Consider the following 17,613-nt stretch of genomic DNA (forward strand, 5'->3'; position numbering starts at 1 on the left):
ACCGCGTGGGGTTGAGCACAGTGTGCTGAAGATCAGGCTGGGCGTCGCACCGGCGGCGGGGACGGGGCCGGGGGAGTTCGCCGGGCTGGCGCAGCGGCTGGAGGAGGCCGGCGTCGATTCGCTGTGGCTGTCCGAGCTGGTGTACTCGCCCGAGGTCGACCCGATGATCGGCATGGCGCACGCGCTCGCGCGGACGGCGAAGCTGAAGGTCGGCACCGGCGTCGCGATCCTCCCCGGCCGGCACCCGGTGCTGGTGGCCAAGCAGCTGCTGACCCTGGCCGGCCTGGCGCCGAAGCGGGTGCTGCCGGTGTTCGGGTTGCGCCCGGCGCGCGCGGCCGAGCACGACCTGTTCCCGGTGCCGCCGGGCCGCCGCGCGGCGGTGTTCGACGAGTCACTGACTTTGCTGCGCCGGCTCCTCGAAGAGGACGAAGTGTCCTTCGACGGCGAGTTCTTCCAGGTGTCCGAGGTCAAACTGGGCCCGCGTCCGGCCAAGCGCCTGGACGTCTGGCTGGGCGGCTCGGCCCCGGCGGCTCTGCGGCGGACGGGCCGTTTGGCGGACGGCTGGCTGGGCAGCTTCCTCACCCCGGCGCAGGCGCGCGACGCCCGTCTGGCGATCCAAGAGGCCGCGGCCGAGGCGGGCCGCGAAATCGAAGAAGACCACTTCGGGCTGAGCTTGGCGGTGGCCGAGCACGGCCTGCCCGGCGAGCTGGTGGCCGCGGCGGCCCGGCGCAATCCGGGCGCCCCGGTGACCGACCTCGTGGCGACGAGCTGGGCCGACGCGCGAAGGCTCGTCGAGCAGCACATCGAGGCCGGGCTGTCGAAGTTCGTGATCCGGCCCGGACCCGGGGACTTCGACGACTTCCTGGAGAAGTTCCAGGCGGAACTGGTGCCGCTCCAGAACTGACGGCTGAGGCTGTCAAGAAGAACAAGACTGCACTTCGCGCGGATTCGCGGGCACCCTCGGCGGCATGCGTGAACTCGCCGCCGAGCAGAACCACCTGGACACCCTCTACGCCCGTCTCGACGCGGTGCGCGTGGAAGCGGCCGACGCTCTCGCCCGCGGGCACGCGGCCGACGTGTGGCGGGCGGAGCTGGCGCGGCTGGCGGCGGTCGAGGACGGGCTGTGCTTCGGACGCCTCGACCTGACCGGCGGCCGGCGGGTCTACATCGGACGGCTCGGGCTGTTCGAAGCCGACGAAGCCCTGCTCGTCGACTGGCGCGCTCCCGCGGCCCGGCCCTTCTACACGGCCACCGCCGCCGAACCCGGCGACGTCGTGCGCCGGCGGCGGATCAGCACGCGTGGACGGACCGTCGTCGCGCTGGACGACGAGCTCCTGGACCTCGACGCACCCGGGGACGACCTCGTCGGCGAGGCCGCGCTGCTCGCCGCGGTGACGGCCGAGCGCACCGGGCGGATGCGGGACGTCGTCACGACCCTGCGTGCCGAGCAGGACCGGATCGTCCGCGACGGCGCCCGCGGCGTGCTCGTCGTGCAGGGCGGTCCGGGCACCGGCAAGACGGCCGTCGCCCTGCACCGCGTCGCCTACCTGCTCTACACCCACGAGCACCTGCGGACCCGCGGCGTGCTCGTCCTCGGCCCCAGCCGGGTGTTCCTCGACTACATCGGCCAGGTGCTGCCCGGGCTCGGCGAGGACCGGGTCGTGACGGCGACCGTGTCCGACCTCGTGCCCGGTGTCGTCGTGAGCGAGGTCGACCCGGTCGGGGACGCCGTCCGCAAGGGCCGCGCCGACATGGCGGCCGAGCTGGCCGAGCGGGTGCGCGCGACGGTCCGGATTCCCGACGAGCCGGTCGACGTCGAGTTCGAACAGCAGGTGCTGCGCCTGGAGCCGGCGGTGCTCCGCCGGGCCGTCGCGAAGGCGCGGGAGACCGGGCTGCCGCACAACCCGGCGCGGCTGGTGTTCCACCGGGAGGTCGTGGGCACGCTCGCCGGGGAACTGGCCGACCGCCTGGAAGCGGTCGTGTTCGGCGAGACCGGCGAGGCGCTCGACGGCGGCAGCGCCGACGGCCGGCTCGGCGAAGCCGACTTGCGGGCGCTGGCCGGCGCGGGCGTGGTGCTCGGCCCCGAGGACGACGACGGCCCGCGTCTCCTGCTGGACGACGTGGATCGGGAAGCCGTGCGGACGGCACTGCTCGCCGACGCGAGCGTCCGGGACGCGCTCGACGAGCTGTGGCCGCCGCTGGCCCCGGCGGACGTCGTCGCGGGGCCGTGGAGCGCCGCGGACGTCCCGTTGCTCGACGAGGTCGCCGCGCTGGTCGGCGAGAGCGTGCCGGTGTTCGGGCACGTGGTGGTCGACGAGGCACAGGAACTGTCCGAAATGGACTGGCGGATGCTGGCGCGCCGCTGCCCGTCGCGGTCGATGACCGTCGTCGGGGACCTCGCGCAGACCGGCAGCGCGGCGGGCGCGACGTCGTGGGACCGCGTGCCGCGGCCGCACCGGCTCGCCGAGCTGACCGTCAACTACCGCACGCCGGCCGAGATCATGGCGGTCGCGGCCGAGGTGCTCGCCGCCCACCACCCGGCGGTGCGGCCGCCCCGGTCGGTGCGCGAGAGCGGAGAAACGCCGTGGCGCACCAGAGCCGTGGACGTGCCCGGCACGCTCGCCGCGCTGGCCGGCGCGCACACCGGCGGCAAGCTGGCGATCATCGCGCCGCGGACCGGCGAACTCGCGGCCGCGCTGGCGTTGCCGGTGCCGCCGGACCTCACCGACGACGTCGTGCTGCTGACGCCGGCGGAAGCGAAGGGCCTGGAGTTCGACGAGGTCGTGATCGCGGACCCGGCGGCCATCCTCGCGGCCGGTCCGGCCGACCTCTACGTCGCGATGACGCGGGCGACCCGGGGACTGGGTGTCGTGCACCCGGGCCCGGTGCCACCGGAGCTGCGTTCGCTGGCCGTCCGGAGCGCCTAGAACTCCAGCTGCTCGGTCTTGCGCGGCATGAGCAGCAGCGCCACCACCGAAACCACCGCCACCACCAGCAGCCCGACGAAGACGTAGTGCGTCGCCTCCGCGAGCGCGCCGCGGACGAACGTCGCCACCGGGGAGTTGTCCGGGTGGCCGCTCAGCACCGTGCTCGTCGCGTCCACCGAGGCCGGCAGCTTGCCCGCAACCTCCGGTGGCGGCGAAGCGAACCGCGAGGCCAGCGTCGCGTTGGCGATCGCGCCGAAGACCGCCGCGCCCACCGCGCTGCCCAGGGACCGGCTGAACAGGTTCGTCGCCGTCACCACTCCGCGGCGGTCCCAGCCGACCACCGACTGGACCGCCACCAGCGTCGGGCTCGACGTCAAGCCCAGGCCCAGCCCCAGGACGAACGCCGCCAGCGCCGCCGACCAGATCGACGACGACGCGTCCAGCAGCGCCACCAGGACACCGCCGCCGACGACGAACACCGTGCCGATCAGGGCCGTGTCGCGGAAGCCGATGCGCAGGTAGATCTTGCCCGCCAGGGACGCCGAGATCGGCCAGCCGACCGTCAGCGCGGCCACCGCGAACCCGGCGACCAGCGCGCCCGCGCCGAGGACACCCTGGGCGTACGTCGGCAGGTACGACGTCAGCCCCATCAGGACCGCGCCGACCACCACGGCCAGCAGGTTGCCGCCCACCAGGATCCGGCGGGTGAACACCCACAGCGGCAGCACCGGCTCGACGGCCCGCTTCTCCACCAGCACGAACGTCACGAGCAGCAGCGCGCCCGCGGCGAAGATCGCCACGCTCGGCACCGACCCCCACGCCCACGCGACGCCGCCTTCGAGCAGGCCCAGGATCACCAGCGAGCAGCCGACCGTCAGCAGCGCCGCACCCGTGTAATCGACCTTGTGGGCCTTGCGCTCCACCTTCTCGGCGAAGTTGCGGTGCAGCATCACCGCGGCGATCGCGCCCAGCGGCAGGTTGATGAAGAAGATCCAGCGCCAGTCGAGGTACTCCGCGAACACGCCGCCCAGCGTCGGGCCGACCACCGACGCGATGCCCCAGACGCTCGCGACGTAGCCCTGCACCCGGGCGCGTTCCTCCACCGTGTAGAGGTCGCCGATGATCGTCATCGACATCGGCTGGATCGCGCCGGCGCCGATGCCCTGCACCGCGCGCGCCGCGATCAGCACCGGCATGCTCCACGCGGCGCCACACAGCACCGAGCCGACGAGGAACGCCGCGACGCCGAAGAACATCACCGGGCGGCGGCCGAGGACGTCGGCGAACTTGCCGTAGAGCGGGACGGTGACCGCCTGGGTGAGCAGGTAGATCGAGAACAGCCACGGGAACTGCGAGAACCCGCCGAGGTCGCGCACCACCGAGGGGACGGCGGTCGCGATGATCGTGCTGTCCAGCGCGACGAGCGCCGTGCTGAGCATGACCGCGATCAGCACCGGGCCGCGGTCCGACCGGAAACCGACCCCTTTCACGCTGGTGGCGGCGTCGGTCGTCATCGGCGGGCTGCTCCTCGGGAGGGTCATGACCGGGGTCAACTGGTTTGCTGCCCTAAGCATTCCATCCGGGGGCCCCGCACCCCAGCGGATTTCCGCCACAGTGCGCATCGCGGAAGATGGGTGGGATGAGCGACTGGATCCGCCCGATCGGGCAGGGGTGGGTGGTGCGCGACGTGGTGCCCGGCCCCGACGTCGACGAGTTCGCCGAACCCGACCGCGTGGTCGCCGCGCTGGCCGCGCCCGGTGCGGCGGACAGCCTGCTGGCCGTGCAGCACCCCGCCCGGACACCGGCGGCGCTGGCGCGCGGGCTCGGCCTCACCGACGCCGTCCCGATCGCGCGGGCCGTGCTCGACCGGCTCCGCAAGCGGTTCTACCGGCCGGTGCGCGAGGTCGTCGCGCCCTACCGGATCGAAGGGCCGGACGGCGTGGCGCTCGGCCTGCTCTGCCTGGTCGACGCCGCCGCCGTGACCGACGACGGCGCCGCCCGGGTCCGGCACACCGAGGACGTCTACGCCGACGTCGTGGCCGAGCGCGCCGCGGTGCTGGCCGGGCTCGGCTGCGCGACGAGCGCGGCGATGCTCGTCCCGGCCTCGGGCGGCGACGTACTGACCGAGCAGGTCGAACGCGCCTGCGCGGGGCTCGGCCTCCCCGATCTGTCCACCACGGACGCGGCCGGGCGGCGGCACGACCTGTGGGTGGTGCCGCCGGGCCCGCTGCAGAACCGGCTGCTGGCCGCGGTCGCCGCCGCCGACCTGCTGGTGGCCGACGGCAACCACCGGGTCGCGGCGGCCGCGGCGGCCGGCCACGGCGCCCTGCTGGCCCTGGTCACGGCGGGCCCACAGTTGCGGATCGGCGCGATCCACCGGGTGCTGACGGGCACCGGGCTCGGGCCGGAGGACCTGGTGAAGCGCTGGTCCGCGGCCGGCCTCGACGTCCGGTACGACGAGCACGCGGTGCCGGTCCCGGGCGAAGTGGTGGTCCGCGCGGGGTCGGCGGTGCTGCGGATCCCGCTCCCGGTCGTCGAGGGGCCCTCACCGGTGATCGACCACGAGGTCGTCGAGCGGGTGCTGTTCGCCGACGCGCTGGGGGTGGACCCGGACGGGCCGGGGGTGCGGCCGCTGCCCGCGGGCCGCCCGGTGCCGGCCGGCGCGGACGCGGTCGTGCTGCTGGCGCCGGTGCGGTACGCGGACGTCCTCGCCGTGCACGCGGCGGGGCGGCGGATGCCGCGCAAGGCCACGTACTTCACGCCGAAGCCGCGCAGTGGGCTGCTGCTGGCGGAGCTCTAGCGGGCGTCCCACCAGTTCAGGACCCGGGTCGCGAACAGCGTCAGCCACTTCGACGGCTCGCCCGGCGGGACGTCCACCTCGAACCACACCCGGCCGGGGTGCCGCTCGGTCTGTAGCCACGTCCCGTCCGGCTGCCGCGCCGCGCGGATCAGCTCGATCGCTTCCGCCAGGCGCGGGTCAGGGCGGTCCGCGTCGCGGAAGTACGAAGCCGCGTTCAGCACGTCGTAGTGCCAGCGGATCGGGTACGAGAATTCGCCGAGCCCCGGCGCGATCGGCTCGCCCGTCGACAACCGCCGGGTCAGCCGGCGCTCCAGCAGGTACTCCTCGCCGGCGAGGCGGGCTTCGCGCACTGCCTCGGTGCCGCCGGTGGCCGTTTCCCAGGCGAGGAGCCCTTTCAGCGAGTTGAGTGTCGAGTGGACGGACGAGCGCGTCGACCCCTCGACCCACTCGCAGTTCCAGCCGCCGTCCGGCAGCCGGTGCGTCACGAACCACTCCGCGATCCCCGCGACGTCCGCGCCGAGCCAGCCGCCGTTGGCCAGCGTCCAGGCGTTGATGCAGCAGTCGACCTCGCCGTCCCAGTACGGCAGGTTTTCGTACTCCCACCGGGAGTTCTCGGCGAGCAGCTCCGCGGTTCCGCGCAACGCTGCAGCGTCCAGACCCCACTCGCGCAGGGAGTTCAGCGTCCACGTCGTCGCCGTCCACGGCTGGGGCTCGTCGCCGCGGAAGCCCGCCGGGAAGAACGCGCCGCCCGCCCACTGGCCGTCCGCGTCCTGCAGGGAGAGGAGCCGCGCGCCGAACCCTTCGGTGGCGACCCGGGCGCGCGTCGCTTCCCAGACTTCCGGCGGTTCGCCCGCCAGGTCGCGCTCGACCTGCCAGCGCAGGGCCGGGTCGGAGTCGCGCAACCAGGCGAGCACGTCCATCAGGCCCCCGTCACCCCGTCGATCGCTTCGCGCAGGAAGTCGGCGTGGCCGTTGTGCCGCGCGTACTCGTGGATCATGTGCAGCATGACCAGCCGCAGCGAGACGTCCTCGCCCCAGCGCGCCTGGTGCCCGGTGACGTCCAGGGACTCGGCCGCCTCTTCGATCTTGCGGGATTGCTCCACTTCGGCCTGCCACGCCTCGAAGGCTTCCGCGCGCGTCGAGGTGCTCGCGTCGTAGGCGGCCTGGAAGTCCCCCTCGGGTGACCACCGCAGCGGGATGTCCTCGGCGTTGATCACCCGCCGGAACCAGGTGCGCTCGACCTCGGCCATGTGCCGGACGAGGCCCAGCAGGGACAACGTCGACGGCGGGCTCGAGGCTCGGCGGAGGTCCTCGTCGGACAGGCCGTCGCACTTCATGGCGAGGGTGGCGCGGTGGAAGTCGAGGAACGTGCGCAGCATTTCGCGCTCGCCCCCGGTCAGGGGTGGTTCGGGTCGTTCGGTGGTCACCGGACAGTGTCTATCACGCCCGGAAATGTCGTACTCGTGTTTTAAGCTCGCGCGGTGGACTTGCCCGTGATGCCGCCCGTGCGGCCGATGCTCGCGAAAGCCGTGCACGAGGTGCCTCGTGACCCGGGGCTGCTCTACGAGCCCAAGTGGGACGGCTTCCGCTGCGTCGTGTTCCGCGACGGCGACGAGATCGAGCTCGGCTCCCGCAACGACCGGCCGCTGACCCGCTACTTCCCGGAGCTGGTGGAACTGCTGGCCGCCGCGCTGCCGCCACGCTGCGTCGTGGACGGCGAGATCGTGCTGGTCACGCCGGCCGGGCTCGACTTCGAGACGCTGCAGCTGCGGCTGCACCCGGCGGCCTCGCGCGTGCGCAAGCTCGCGGAGGAGACGCCGGCCAGCTTCATCGCCTTCGACCTGCTCGCCCTCGGCGACACCGACCTCACGGAGGCGCCCTTCCGCGAGCGGCGCGAGCGGCTGGAAAGCATCCTCCGCACCGACGCCGAAGGCCTCCAGCGCGTCCACCTGACCCCGTTGAGCGACGACCCCGCCCAGGCCGAGGACTGGTTCACCCGGTTCGAGGGCGCGGGCTTCGACGGCGTCATGGCCAAGCCCGGCGACTTGCCGTACGAGCAGGACAAGCGCGTCATGCTGAAGGTCAAGCACGAGCGCACGGCCGACTGCGTCGTGACGGGCTTCCGCTGGCACAAGGACGGCGCCGGCGTCGGCTCGCTGCTGCTCGGGCTGTTCGACGACGAGGGCGTGCTGCACCACGTCGGCGTGGCGAGCAGCTTCACCAAGACGCGGCGCGCGGAGCTGGTCGACGAGCTGGCGCCCCTGCGGGAGAACGCCCTGGAAGGCCACCCGTGGCGGTCCTGGGCCGAGTACGAGCCACCGGCCGGCCGGCAGCCGGGCGCGAACAGCCGGTGGGCGCCGCAGAAGGACCTGTCCTGGGAGGCGCTGCGCCCCGAGTGGGTGGCCGAGGTCCGCTACGAACACCTGCAGGGCGGCCGGTTCCGCCACGGCGGCCGGCTGGTCCGGTTCCGGCCCGACCGCACCCCGGAGTCGTGCACGTACGCCCAGCTCGACGAGGCACCGCCCGCCGAGCTCGCGAAGCTGTTCGGGGAGGCGAGATGAGCGAGGCGCTCGTGCTCGACGTCGACGGCGTCGAGGTCAAGATCAGCAGCCCGGACAAGGTCTACTTCCCGGAGCAGGGGCAGACGAAGCTCGACCTCGTCGAGTACTACCGGGCGATCTCCGGGCCGCTGCTGGCACGGCTCGGCGGGCGTCCGCTGCTGCTGGAGCGCTACCCGGACGGCGCGGGCGGCAAGAACTGGTTCCAGAAACGCGTCCCGAAGGGCGCGCCGCCGTGGCTGAGCACCACCGTCGTTTCGACGCCGAACGGCACGACCAGCGACGCGCTCGTGGCCAAGGACCTGGCCCACATCCTGTGGGCGGTGAACCTCGGGTGCCTCGGCTTCCACGTCTGGCCGTACCTGGCCGACACCCCCGAGGTGACCGACGAGCTGCGTGTCGACCTCGACCCGTCGCCGGGGATCGGGTTCGACGAGCTGCGCGAGGCCGCGCTGCTGACCCGGGAGTTCCTGGCCGAGCACGGCATCGAAGGACATCTGAAGACATCCGGGTCCCGGGGGTTGCACCTGTACGTGATGCTCGAACCGCGGTGGGACAGCTTCCAGGTGCGGGCCGCGGCCGTCGCGCTCGCGCGGGCGCTGGAGCGGCGGCACCCGGAGAAGATCACCGCGCAGTGGTGGAAGGAGGAACGCGGCTCGCGCGTGTTCGTCGACTTCAACCAGAACGCACCGCACAAGACCGTGTTCGGCACCTGGTGCGTGCGGCCGCGGGTGGGCGGCCAGGTGTCGACGCCGATCGCGTGGGACGAGCTGGACGGCGTCGAGCCGGACGCGTTCACCCTGAGCACGGTGCCGGCGCGGGTGGCCGAACGCGGCGACCCGTGGGCCGGGGCGGGGGAGCGGCCGCAGTCGATCGAGCCGTTGCTTCAAATGTCCGAAGCGGACATGGCGAACGGGATGATGGACGCGCCGTGGCCGCCGGTGTACCCGAAGATGCCGAACGAGCCGCCGCGGGTGGCGCCGAGCCGGGCGAAGAAGGCGTGAGGTGGCCACCGTCGCGGAATGCCCGGCCGACGACGGGTTCCTGCGGGCGCTGCTGACGGCGATGACGGCCGAGCTGGTGGTGGTGTACGACCTGCCGCCGGACGCGCGCCCGCGGCCGCTGGCCCCGGCGAGCCGGTTCCTGTTGGCCCGTGACGGTTCCCGCGCGATCGGCTGCTGCGCGGTGGAGCCGGTTTCGCCGGGCGTGTACGAGCTGAAACGGATGTTCGTGGCACCGGACGTGCGCGGCACGGGCGTCTCGACGGCGCTGGTGGCGGAGTCCGAGCGCCTGGCCCGCAGCGACGGCGGAGTGCTGATCCGCCTGGAGACGGGCGTCCGCCAGCCGGCGGCGATGCGGTTGTACGAGCGGGCGGGGTACCGGCGGGTGCCGAACTTCCCGCCGCACGACGGTGATCCGGAGTCGGTCTGCTACGAGAAGGAGCTGGCTTAGCCGGTCGGCGGGGCAAGCCGGGGCGTGAGCTGGGTCCAGGCGACCAGTGCCACCAACGCCGTCACACCGAACACCGCGGCCTGACCCACCCCGGACGCCGCCGCGCCGGCCAGCGGTGCCGCCGCGGTCTGACCGGCGCCCAGTCCCGCGAACGACCACGTGACCCCGCGGGCCGGCCGCTCGGGGAACAGCCGTGCCGCCCAGAGGATGCACAGCCCCGTCAACGCCATGTACGTCAAGCCGAACAGCGCGCTCGACACGAGCGCGCCGGGCAATCCCGGACGCGGCAGGGCCAGCAGGCCGATTCCGCACGCCGCGAGTGTCCACGCCGCCACGTTCGCGATCCGCAAGCCCACCCGTTCGGCCAGCCGGCCCGCCCAACCGCCGAACAGCCCGGCCACGCCGATCGCGCACCAGCTGCACGTGACCGCGACCGGGCTCAGACCCGCTTCGGCCAGCCGTGAACTCGAAAACGTCCAGTACGGCGCGCTCGTCACCCCGATCAGCACCGAATTGACCACCAGCGGTGCCATCCCGCGGGTGGAGCCGGGATCCGCCGGGGCGGCCGGTGTCCGGGGCAGCACCCGCCACGCGATCAGCGTCACAGCCACGCCGGCGGCGGCGAACGCCGACCAGATCGCGGGCCAGCCGAACGCCAGCAGCGGTGTGAACGCCGACGCCGCCAGCCCCAGCCCGGTCCCGGTGTTGGCCCAGGTCTGCGCCCGGTCCCGGACGCCTGGGCCGACCGTCCGGCCGATCAGCTGGGCGACGCCGGGCGAAACGAGACCCGCGCCGGCGCCCGCGACCAGGATGCCCGCCCCGAAGACGACGACCCCCGGGGCCGCCGCCATCAAGCCGAGGCCGAGCGTCGCCGACACGCCGGCCAGGACGACCGTGCCGCGCGCCGACCGCCGGGACGTCACCGGCGACACCAGCAGCCCGAGGCCGTACCCGGCGGTCGACAAGCCGCCGAGAACGCCGGCGCCGACCGTCGTGAGCCCGAACGTCTCGCTGAACCGCGGCACGAACAGCCCGTACGCGTAGCGCGCGAAGCCGTAGCAGAGGGCGATCACGCTCGCCCCGGCCGCGGCGGTCGACCACCACGCGGCCGCCGGCTTCCGTTCCGTTTCGAGAGCCATACCCTCCACCAAACAGACAGGTCTGTCTGTTGTCAATCGATGGTAGGATCAGTGCAGTTCAGCAGCCATACCGCTCGGTCAGGAGGAACGCTGTGGGCCGTACCCCTCCCGGCGCAGCACGAGCCAAGGTCCTGAAAGCCGCGTCGACGCTCTTCTACCGCGACGGCATCCACGCCGTCGGCGTCGACACGGTGGCGGCCGAGGCGGGCGTGACGAAAGCGGCGCTCTACGGCAACTTCGGCTCCAAGACCCGGCTCGTCGTCGCCTACCTGCGGGACCGCGACCGACGCTGGCAGGAGGAGATCGACCGGATCACCGAAGCGCACGCCGGCCCGCGCGACCGGGTGCTGGCGGTGTTCGACGCCTACGAAGACTGGCTGGCCCGCGACGACTACCGCGGCTGCGCCTTCCTCAACGCGACTTCGGAGTTCCCCGACCCCGGCGACCCGGTCCGGGAAGTCGTCCGCCACCACAAGACCGCGGTGCGCGGCTTCCTGCGGGCCCAGCTCGACCGCGGGGGACGCGCCGACGCCGAAACGCTCGCCGACGAGCTGATGCTGCTGCTCGAAGGCGCCGCGGTCACGGCGGTGGTCGCCCGGACCGCACAGCCGTTTCGCACGGCGAAGCGGCTCGCGGAGACTCTGACCGCCTAGATCTCCAGGTCCAGCGAGAGCTGGCCGAGGTCATCGCCGCCCGGGGCCACACGCACGCCCGCCGGGGGCGCGGGCAGCGTCGCCACGCACGCCGGGCAGGGTGCCACCTCCGACGTCGTCAGGTCCACCGGCTTCCAGCTGCGGGACTCGCGCTCCCCACACGCCGAACGCCGGTAGCGCAGGTCGCCGGAGCGGGTCATCAAGTGCGCCAACGGCACTTCCTCGGGCAGCACGCCGACCAGGTACCAGCGTGGTGCGCTCACCGCGGTGGTCGTCATGGCCGTCAGTCTCCGTCGCCGCTCCCGCGACCCGGGCGCATTTGCCGATCTTCGGCGTGGCGGGTGCGTCAGGCCTGGTCGGGGAGGTAGCGGAGGATGTGCAGCAACCCGCGCTCGTCGACGACCGACGGGTCCGGCGCGACGCACGCGGCCAGCTCGGCGAGCACCGCGCCGGAGTCGAGGCCCGCGCCGATCAGCACCAGTTCCGTGCGCCGCAGTGCGCCCGCCGGCCACGCCGACCGCTCCAGCTGCACGAACCCGCCGACGGTGTGCAGGTGGAAGCGCGCGCCGGCGCCGAAGTCCGCCTGGCCCTTCATCCGGTACAGCCCGGCCGGGCGCCGCTCGAGCCACTCGACGAACGCCTTCGGCGCGAGCGGTGTCTCCGCGGTGAACGTCACCGTCTCGTACGCGGCGTGCAGGTGCTCGGAGTGGTCGTGCTCGCGCAGGTCGTCGAACGACAGCTGGCCGACGCGCTCGCCGCGGGGCTCGGGGTCGAAGAACAGCCGCGGGTCGACGCGCCCGTGCGAGGTGACCAGCAGCGGACGGCCCGGGGCGAGCTCCTCGACGGTCGCGGTGACCTTCGCCAGCTCGTCGGCCGGCACCCGGTCGGCCTTGTTCAGCACCACCAGGTCGGCCAGCCGCACGTGGTCGGCCAGTTCGGGGTGGCGCTCGCGGGCGGACTCGAACTCGGCGGCGTCCACCACCTCGGCCAGCCCGCCGTAGCGGATGTCCGGGTTCTCGCTGGCGATCATCAGCCGGATCAGGTCGCGCGGCTCGGCGATGCCGCTGGCCTCGACGACGATGACGTCGATCCCGGCCTCCGGCGCCGCGAGCCGGCCCAGCATGGCGTCGAGCCCGCTCGCGTCGACCGCGCAGCAGAGACACCCGTTGCCGAGCGAGACCATCGTGTCGACCTGGCCGGCCACGGCGAGCGCGTCGACGTTCACGCTGCCGAAGTCGTTGACCACGACGCCGACCCGGGCGCCCTCGCGGTTGGCGAGCAGGTGGTTGAGCAGCGTCGTCTTGCCCGCGCCGAGGAACCCGGCGACGAGGACCACGGGGATCTTGCGCACAAAACGACTCTAGCGTCGCGCGCGGGCGCGTCGATACACGGGGGACCGGCGCCGGGAAAGTCCATTCGGCGAATACCCTCGAACAGCCGAAACCGGTTCTCAGACAAAGGATCACCCCGATTCGACTGTCCACTGTGATCGATTGACGGAAAACGCGCTGCGGCATGTCCGGATAACGCTTGGTGACAGTTATTTTTCCGGCGTTTTCGCTGGCCGGAGCGGAATTGCGGGACGCTGCCGGGTGTCGTTCACGTCCGGTGGATTGCGGTCGGGAGAACGTGGGGTACTCTCCCCGGCCTGGCCGGAGGCGCTGCGGTGGCAGCGACTTCCGGCCTGCCCCGTCAACGGCGACCATCGGAGGAACGGTGACCCTTTCCGTCGGCCTGCAGAACACGATTCCGGAGAGTGGGGAAGCGCGATGACGGTTACCCCCGAGCGGGTGACGCCCTCGCTGCCGATCTACCAGCGCGTCTCCGGGGAGCAGAGCGTCAATTCCGCGGAGGCCGAAGAATTCCTGGACCGGATGTTCGCTGAAGGCGCCGCCGAAGACGGCGATCGCTTCGAGACCCGGCTCGCCGAGGTCCGCGCGGAAATCTCCGAAACGGGAACCTACCGGCACACCGCGGCCGAACTCGCCTACGGCGCGCGCGTCGCGTGGCGCAACTCCGCCCGCTGCATCGGCCGGCTGTACTGGAACAGCCTGCGGATCCGCGACCGGCGCCGGGTCACCGACGCCGCCGGGATCGCCGCCGAGTGCGTCGGCCACCTGCGCCAGGCCACCCGCGGCGGCCGGATCCGGCCGACGATCACCGTGTTCGCCCCGGACACGCCCGCCGCGCCCGGACCGCGCGTCCACAACGAGCAGCTGATCCGCTACGCCGGGTACCGCCTCGACGACGGTTCGGTCCTCGGCGACCCGCGCTACGCGGAGTTCACCGAGCAGGTGCGAAGACTCGGGTGGCGGCCGCCGGAACGCAGAGGGTCCTTCGACGTGCTGCCACTGCTGGTCGAGGCCGAGCCGGGCGAGCAGCGGCTGTTCACCCTCCCCGCGGACGCCGTCCTGGAGGTGCCGCTGACCCACCCCGACCACCGCTGGTTCGCCGGGCTCGGCCTGCGCTGGCACGCCGTGCCGGCGATCAGCAACATGCCCCTGGAGATCGGCGGCGTCACCTACCCCGCCGCGCCGTTCAACGGCTGGTACCTCGGCAGCGAGATCGGCGCGCGCAACCTCGCCGACGAGCGGCGCTACGACCTGCTGCCGGTCGTCGCCGAGCTGATGGGCCTGGACACGGCGTCGGAGCGGACGCTGTGGCGCGACCGGGCGCTGGTCGAGCTGACGCTCGCCGTGCAGCACTCGTTCGACGCGGCCGGCGTCACGATGGCCGACCACCACACCGAATCGCGGCGCTTCCTGTCCCACCTCGACCGCGAGGAGCGGTCCGGCCGGCGGTGCCCGGCCGACTGGAGCTGGATCGTCCCGCCCCTGTCCGGCGGCCAGACGCCGGTCTTCCACCGGTACTACGACCCGCCCGATCCCGAGGAGCGCCCCGCGTTCCTTTCACCGGACTGAGTTTCCGTGGTGCGCGGGGAGCCACGGAGAGCAACGTCGGAGCGCCCGTATGGCGGATCGTGAGCGGCCCGAGGCGCAGGACCGCGCGGCAGGGCCGACAATGGGACGCATGACCGCAGTCCTCGTCGCCTACGCCGGGCGTCACGGCGGAACCCGGCAGATCGCCGAGGTCATCGCCGCCGAGCTCGGCGAAGCCGGCCTGAGCGTGGACGTGCGCGACGCCGCCGACGTCGCCACCGTCGGCCACTACGGCGCGGTCGTCGTCGGCAGCGCCCTGTACTACCACCGCTGGCGGCCCGAGGCCGTCCGGCTGCTGGAGCGCAACGCCCGGGCGCTGGCCGAGCGCCCGGTGTGGCTGTTCCACAGCGGACCGTGCGGCCCGGGCGCCGCCACCCACCAGGTCAGCCTGCCGGCGAACGTGGCGCTGCTGGCCGCGCGGATCGACGCGGAGCGCACCGCGACCTTCGGCGGCCGGCTGGACCCGGCGACCGTGCGCGGGCTCATCCCGCGGCTGATGGCGTCGGGGCAGCGCGCGGGCGACTTCCGCGACTGGGACCGGATCAAGGCGTGGGCCCGCGACGTCGGCCGCCGCGTCCGGACCCGCGTGGCGCTGTAGCCCCTTGCCCGCGCGGCCCGGTGGGTGCTAGACCAGCCCTGAGGTCTTCCGGTGGGAAACCGACGGGACGGGGCGAACGTGACGGAACGGCAAGCGGCACCGGCTGAAGGCAAGAAAGCGCTTACATCCGATCAGCGCAACGCGTTCCTCGCGGCGCTGCTCGGCTGGAGCATGGACTCGTTCGACTACTTCCTGGTCGTGTTCGTCCTCGCCGACATCGCGAAGGACAAGTCGTTCGGCGCGACGGCGACGCAGCTGGCGTTCATCACGACGGCCACGCTGGTGATGCGGCCGGTCGGCGCCCTCCTCTTCGGGCTGTGGGCCGACCGGGTCGGCCGGCGGATCCCGCTGATCGCCGACGTCCTGCTGTACTCGGTGGCCGGTCTGCTCTGCGCGTTCGCGCCGAACTTCACGGTGCTGCTGGTCCTGCGGTTCGTCTACGGCGTCGGCATGGGCGGCGAGTGGGGCCTCGGCGCGGCGCTGGCGATGGAGAAGATCCCGGTCGCGCGGCGCGGGTTCTTCTCCGGCCTGCTGCAGGTCGGCTATTCGATCGGCTACCTGCTGGCCGCGCTCGCGTACCTGCTGTTCCACTCGGCGCTCGGCCTCGAGTGGCGCTGGATCTTCGTGCTGAGCATCTTCCCGGCGCTGATCACGCTGCTGATCCGCGCGCGGGTGCGCGAGTCGGAGGTCTGGGAGGCGACCCGGGAGAAGCTGAAGGTGACGCGGACGTCGGTCAAGGACGTCCTGCTGAACGGGAAGGTGATCCGCCGCTTCGGGTACCTGATCCTGCTGATGACGGCGTTCAACTGGATGAGCCACGGCACCCAGGACGTCTACCCGAGCTTCCTCAAGGCGCACGACAACGGCGGTGCCGGCCTGAGCGCGGCGACGAGCACGTGGATCGCGGTGCTCTACAACGTCGGCGCGATCATCGGCGGCCTCACTTTCGGCACGTTGTCGGAGCGGCTCGGCCGGCGCCGGACGATCGTGACGGCCGCGGTGCTGGGCCTGCCGGTGATCCCGATCTTCGCGTTCGACCACGGCGCCGGGATGCTGGCGCTGGGCTCGTTCCTGATGCAGATCATGGTGCAGGGCGCGTGGGGCGTGATCCCGGCGCACCTGACGGAGATGTCGCCGGACGCGATCCGCGGCTTCTACCCGGGGGTCACCTACCAGCTGGGCAACCTGCTGGCGGCGCTGAACCTGCCGATCCAGCAGGCGATCGCGGAGTCCCACGGGTATTCGTCCGCTCTCTTGTGGACAGTCGTGCCGGGCCTGGTGGTGGTCGCCGTCCTGACCGCGATCGGCAAGGAGGCCAAGGGAATCCGGTTCGGCGAGTCGGCGGTGACGACGGCACCGGCCGGAGCTCAGTAGACCCGGGCGGCGACGGTTTTCGCGCAGGTCACCGGCTCGGCGTGCGTCGTGTCGACTTCGACGTCGTACCGGACCCCGCGGTGGACGGCCTCGGCGGCGTCGCACCGCACACCGACCCAGAGCACGTCGAGCCCGTCGAGGGCGGCGAGAAACCGGCGCTGAGACTCGGCGCCGCTCAGGAAGACCTCGTCGACGACGATCCGCGCACCGGTGCGGACCATGGCGGCGAGCCCCGCCGCCCAGGTGACTTCGCCGTCGTCGGAGATGGTGATGCCGCCTCCGGTCGCGGGCAGCCCGGTGAGGAGGGTGTCGACGCCGAAGGTGAGCCAGGGGCCGGGGAGCAGGTCTTGCTGGAGCCGCCGTTGAGGACGATGACCTGGGTCACCGAAGGGTCTTCAGCCGGTCCAGGAGCCGGAGCCACTCGATCGCCTCCGCCGTCGTGAAGTGCAGCGGAAGCGCGTCATCGAGGCCCAGTGCGTCGATCGCCCGCCGCACCACGGGGGCGCAGCCCGCGATGGCGAACGGGATGCCGGCCTCGTGGGCGTCCGAAGTCGCCTCGACGAGCACGGCGACGCCCCGGGCGGAGCAGTGGGTGGCGCCGGTCAGGTCGAGGACGAGGACCGGCGGAGCCAGGCGGAGCTCGTCGTCGAGCCGCGCCCGCAGCCGGCGGCTCCCGGCCAGGTCGAGATCCCCGTGCGCGGCGAGCACGGTGGCCTCGGCGGTAGTGGTCACCACGAGGGCCAGTTCGGGTGTGGGCTCACCGCGCAGGCTGTCGTAGTGACGGGCCATCAGGGCGTCGATGTCGAGGCCGGCCGAGTAGGGGACGGAGTCGATCTCCCGGGCCCAGGCGCGGAGAGCCGCCAGCACCTCGCGGTGCCGGGCGTCGTCTTCGGGCCAGACCATGTCGGTTACATCGCTGCGGGGCCGGGATTCGCAACAGTGGTGTCACCCACACGGCGCAGCAACGTCATTACCGAGCCGGTCGTTCCGCGGAGTTCGGACGGCCGGTCTCGGTTGCGCAACTGTTGGCACCGGCCGACGCGGCGACCTGTCCGGATTGTGGGGCAACGAGGCGATTTTCCCGCCGAGGCGGGGAAATCGGCACCCCGGGCCTCCTCTACGTTGAGGCGCTCGCGTGCGCCCGCACGCGCCCGGCGCTTCGAGGAGAAACCAC

At 72.8% G+C, this 17,613-nt stretch carries 18 protein-coding genes; 10 read left to right on the forward strand and 8 right to left on the reverse strand.

Going from position 1 to position 17,613, the window contains the following annotated elements; translation table 11 throughout:
* Positions 1–22: 22 nt before the first annotated feature.
* Together BLV96_RS02360 and BLV96_RS02365 are read left to right on the forward strand one after the other, a co-directional pair.
* Positions 23–904, forward strand: coding sequence for a TIGR03854 family LLM class F420-dependent oxidoreductase (locus BLV96_RS02360; RefSeq protein WP_086683672.1), 882 nt, complete (start codon positions 23–25; stop codon positions 902–904).
* Positions 905–968: 64 nt separating this feature from the next.
* A complete protein-coding gene (locus BLV96_RS02365; protein ID WP_086683669.1) occupies positions 969–2,927 on the forward strand; it encodes a HelD family protein in 1,959 nt (652 codons plus the stop codon).
* On the opposite strand, the gene BLV96_RS02370 is transcribed toward BLV96_RS02365, so the two are convergent.
* Positions 2,924–4,441, reverse strand: coding sequence for an MDR family MFS transporter (locus BLV96_RS02370; protein WP_086683666.1), 1,518 nt, complete (start codon positions 4,439–4,441; stop codon positions 2,924–2,926). The two genes, BLV96_RS02365 and BLV96_RS02370, sit on opposite strands and share 4 nt — an antisense overlap.
* Before the next feature lie 125 nt (positions 4,442–4,566).
* Between BLV96_RS02370 and BLV96_RS02375 the strand changes: the two genes are divergently transcribed.
* Positions 4,567–5,727 carry a DUF1015 family protein gene (locus tag BLV96_RS02375; RefSeq protein ID WP_086683663.1) on the forward strand — a complete coding sequence of 387 codons (1,161 nt, stop codon included), beginning with the start codon at positions 4,567–4,569 and terminating at the stop codon, positions 5,725–5,727.
* On the opposite strand, the gene BLV96_RS02380 is transcribed toward BLV96_RS02375, so the two are convergent.
* Positions 5,724–6,647 carry a squalene cyclase gene (locus tag BLV96_RS02380; protein ID WP_086683660.1) on the reverse strand — a complete coding sequence of 308 codons (924 nt, stop codon included), beginning with the start codon at positions 6,645–6,647 and terminating at the stop codon, positions 5,724–5,726. The genes BLV96_RS02375 and BLV96_RS02380 overlap by 4 nt on opposite strands.
* Positions 6,647–7,153: a DinB family protein gene (locus tag BLV96_RS02385; protein WP_086683657.1), complete on the reverse strand. Its 507-nt coding sequence runs from the start codon at positions 7,151–7,153 to the stop codon at positions 6,647–6,649. Before BLV96_RS02385 ends, BLV96_RS02380 begins: the two co-directional genes overlap by 1 nt.
* Positions 7,154–7,207: 54 nt before the next feature.
* Here BLV96_RS02385 and BLV96_RS02390 point away from each other — a divergent pair, with 54 nt between their 5' ends.
* Genes BLV96_RS02390 through BLV96_RS02400 form a run of 3 tightly spaced genes read left to right on the forward strand, consistent with a single transcriptional unit; the run spans position 7,208 to position 9,736 of the window.
* A complete protein-coding gene (locus tag BLV96_RS02390; RefSeq protein WP_208608114.1) occupies positions 7,208–8,287 on the forward strand; it encodes an ATP-dependent DNA ligase in 1,080 nt (359 codons plus the stop codon).
* Positions 8,284–9,288, forward strand: coding sequence for a non-homologous end-joining DNA ligase (gene ligD, locus BLV96_RS02395; RefSeq protein WP_086683654.1), 1,005 nt, complete (start codon positions 8,284–8,286; stop codon positions 9,286–9,288). Before BLV96_RS02390 ends, ligD begins: the two co-directional genes overlap by 4 nt.
* Position 9,289: 1 nt before the next feature.
* Entirely contained in the window at positions 9,290–9,736 is a 447-nt protein-coding gene (locus BLV96_RS02400; RefSeq protein ID WP_086683651.1) for a GNAT family N-acetyltransferase, read from the forward strand.
* Here the strand turns inward: BLV96_RS02400 and BLV96_RS02405 are convergent.
* Positions 9,733–10,875 carry an MFS transporter gene (locus BLV96_RS02405; protein ID WP_086683648.1) on the reverse strand — a complete coding sequence of 381 codons (1,143 nt, stop codon included), beginning with the start codon at positions 10,873–10,875 and terminating at the stop codon, positions 9,733–9,735. The two genes, BLV96_RS02400 and BLV96_RS02405, sit on opposite strands and share 4 nt — an antisense overlap.
* A 92-nt stretch (positions 10,876–10,967) precedes the next feature.
* Here BLV96_RS02405 and BLV96_RS02410 point away from each other — a divergent pair, with 92 nt between their 5' ends.
* The gene (locus tag BLV96_RS02410) at positions 10,968–11,528 is read left to right on the forward strand and encodes a TetR/AcrR family transcriptional regulator (RefSeq protein WP_086683645.1); all 561 of its coding nucleotides are present in this window, start codon (positions 10,968–10,970) and stop codon (positions 11,526–11,528) included.
* On the opposite strand, the gene BLV96_RS02415 is transcribed toward BLV96_RS02410, so the two are convergent.
* Together BLV96_RS02415 and BLV96_RS02420 are read right to left on the reverse strand one after the other, a co-directional pair.
* A complete protein-coding gene (locus BLV96_RS02415) occupies positions 11,525–11,806 on the reverse strand; it encodes a hypothetical protein (RefSeq protein WP_086683642.1) in 282 nt (93 codons plus the stop codon). The two genes, BLV96_RS02410 and BLV96_RS02415, sit on opposite strands and share 4 nt — an antisense overlap.
* A 68-nt stretch (positions 11,807–11,874) precedes the next feature.
* Positions 11,875–12,879 carry a CobW family GTP-binding protein gene (locus tag BLV96_RS02420; RefSeq protein WP_086683639.1) on the reverse strand — a complete coding sequence of 335 codons (1,005 nt, stop codon included), beginning with the start codon at positions 12,877–12,879 and terminating at the stop codon, positions 11,875–11,877.
* Between the two features lie 418 nt (positions 12,880–13,297).
* On the opposite strand from BLV96_RS02420, the gene BLV96_RS02425 reads away from it, so the two are divergent.
* From BLV96_RS02425 to BLV96_RS02435, 3 genes are all read left to right on the forward strand, one after another.
* Positions 13,298–14,449, forward strand: a complete 1,152-nt coding sequence (locus BLV96_RS02425) for a nitric oxide synthase oxygenase (protein ID WP_086683636.1) — start codon at positions 13,298–13,300, stop codon at positions 14,447–14,449.
* A 109-nt stretch (positions 14,450–14,558) separates the two neighbouring features.
* Positions 14,559–15,065, forward strand: coding sequence for a flavodoxin domain-containing protein (locus BLV96_RS02430; protein ID WP_086683632.1), 507 nt, complete (start codon positions 14,559–14,561; stop codon positions 15,063–15,065).
* 78 nt (positions 15,066–15,143) lie between these two features.
* Positions 15,144–16,439, forward strand: coding sequence for an MFS transporter (locus BLV96_RS02435; RefSeq protein WP_086683629.1), 1,296 nt, complete (start codon positions 15,144–15,146; stop codon positions 16,437–16,439).
* On the opposite strand, the gene BLV96_RS02440 is transcribed toward BLV96_RS02435, so the two are convergent.
* Positions 16,433–16,783 carry a phosphotransferase-like protein gene (locus BLV96_RS02440; protein WP_086683626.1) on the reverse strand — a complete coding sequence of 117 codons (351 nt, stop codon included), beginning with the start codon at positions 16,781–16,783 and terminating at the stop codon, positions 16,433–16,435. The two genes, BLV96_RS02435 and BLV96_RS02440, sit on opposite strands and share 7 nt — an antisense overlap.
* Before the next feature lie 37 nt (positions 16,784–16,820).
* The gene (locus BLV96_RS02445; RefSeq protein ID WP_244180015.1) at positions 16,821–17,342 is read right to left on the reverse strand and encodes an STAS domain-containing protein; all 522 of its coding nucleotides are present in this window, start codon (positions 17,340–17,342) and stop codon (positions 16,821–16,823) included.
* Positions 17,343–17,613 lie beyond the last annotated feature (271 nt).

It is taken from the genome of Amycolatopsis pretoriensis, from assembly GCF_900107925.1.
GTDB classification, from domain to species: Bacteria; Actinomycetota; Actinomycetes; order Mycobacteriales; family Pseudonocardiaceae; genus Amycolatopsis; species Amycolatopsis pretoriensis.

Bases quoted from the DNA above. Each gene is read 5' to 3' on its own strand.
- BLV96_RS02365 (WP_086683669.1), top strand. From the start codon at position 969: ATGCGTGAACTCGCCGCCGAGCAGAACCACCTGGACACCCTCTACGCC.
- BLV96_RS02370 (WP_086683666.1), bottom strand. From the start codon at position 4,441: ATGACGACCGACGCCGCCACCAGCGTGAAAGGGGTCGGTTTCCGGTCG.
- BLV96_RS02375 (WP_086683663.1), top strand. From the start codon at position 4,567: ATGAGCGACTGGATCCGCCCGATCGGGCAGGGGTGGGTGGTGCGCGAC.
- BLV96_RS02380 (WP_086683660.1), bottom strand. From the start codon at position 6,647: ATGGACGTGCTCGCCTGGTTGCGCGACTCCGACCCGGCCCTGCGCTGG.
- ligD (WP_086683654.1), top strand. From the start codon at position 8,284: ATGAGCGAGGCGCTCGTGCTCGACGTCGACGGCGTCGAGGTCAAGATC.
- BLV96_RS02405 (WP_086683648.1), bottom strand. From the start codon at position 10,875: ATGGCTCTCGAAACGGAACGGAAGCCGGCGGCCGCGTGGTGGTCGACC.
- BLV96_RS02415 (WP_086683642.1), bottom strand. From the start codon at position 11,806: ATGACGACCACCGCGGTGAGCGCACCACGCTGGTACCTGGTCGGCGTG.
- BLV96_RS02425 (WP_086683636.1), top strand. From the start codon at position 13,298: ATGACGGTTACCCCCGAGCGGGTGACGCCCTCGCTGCCGATCTACCAG.
- BLV96_RS02430 (WP_086683632.1), top strand. From the start codon at position 14,559: ATGACCGCAGTCCTCGTCGCCTACGCCGGGCGTCACGGCGGAACCCGG.
- BLV96_RS02445 (WP_244180015.1), bottom strand. From the start codon at position 17,342: ATGGTCTGGCCCGAAGACGACGCCCGGCACCGCGAGGTGCTGGCGGCT.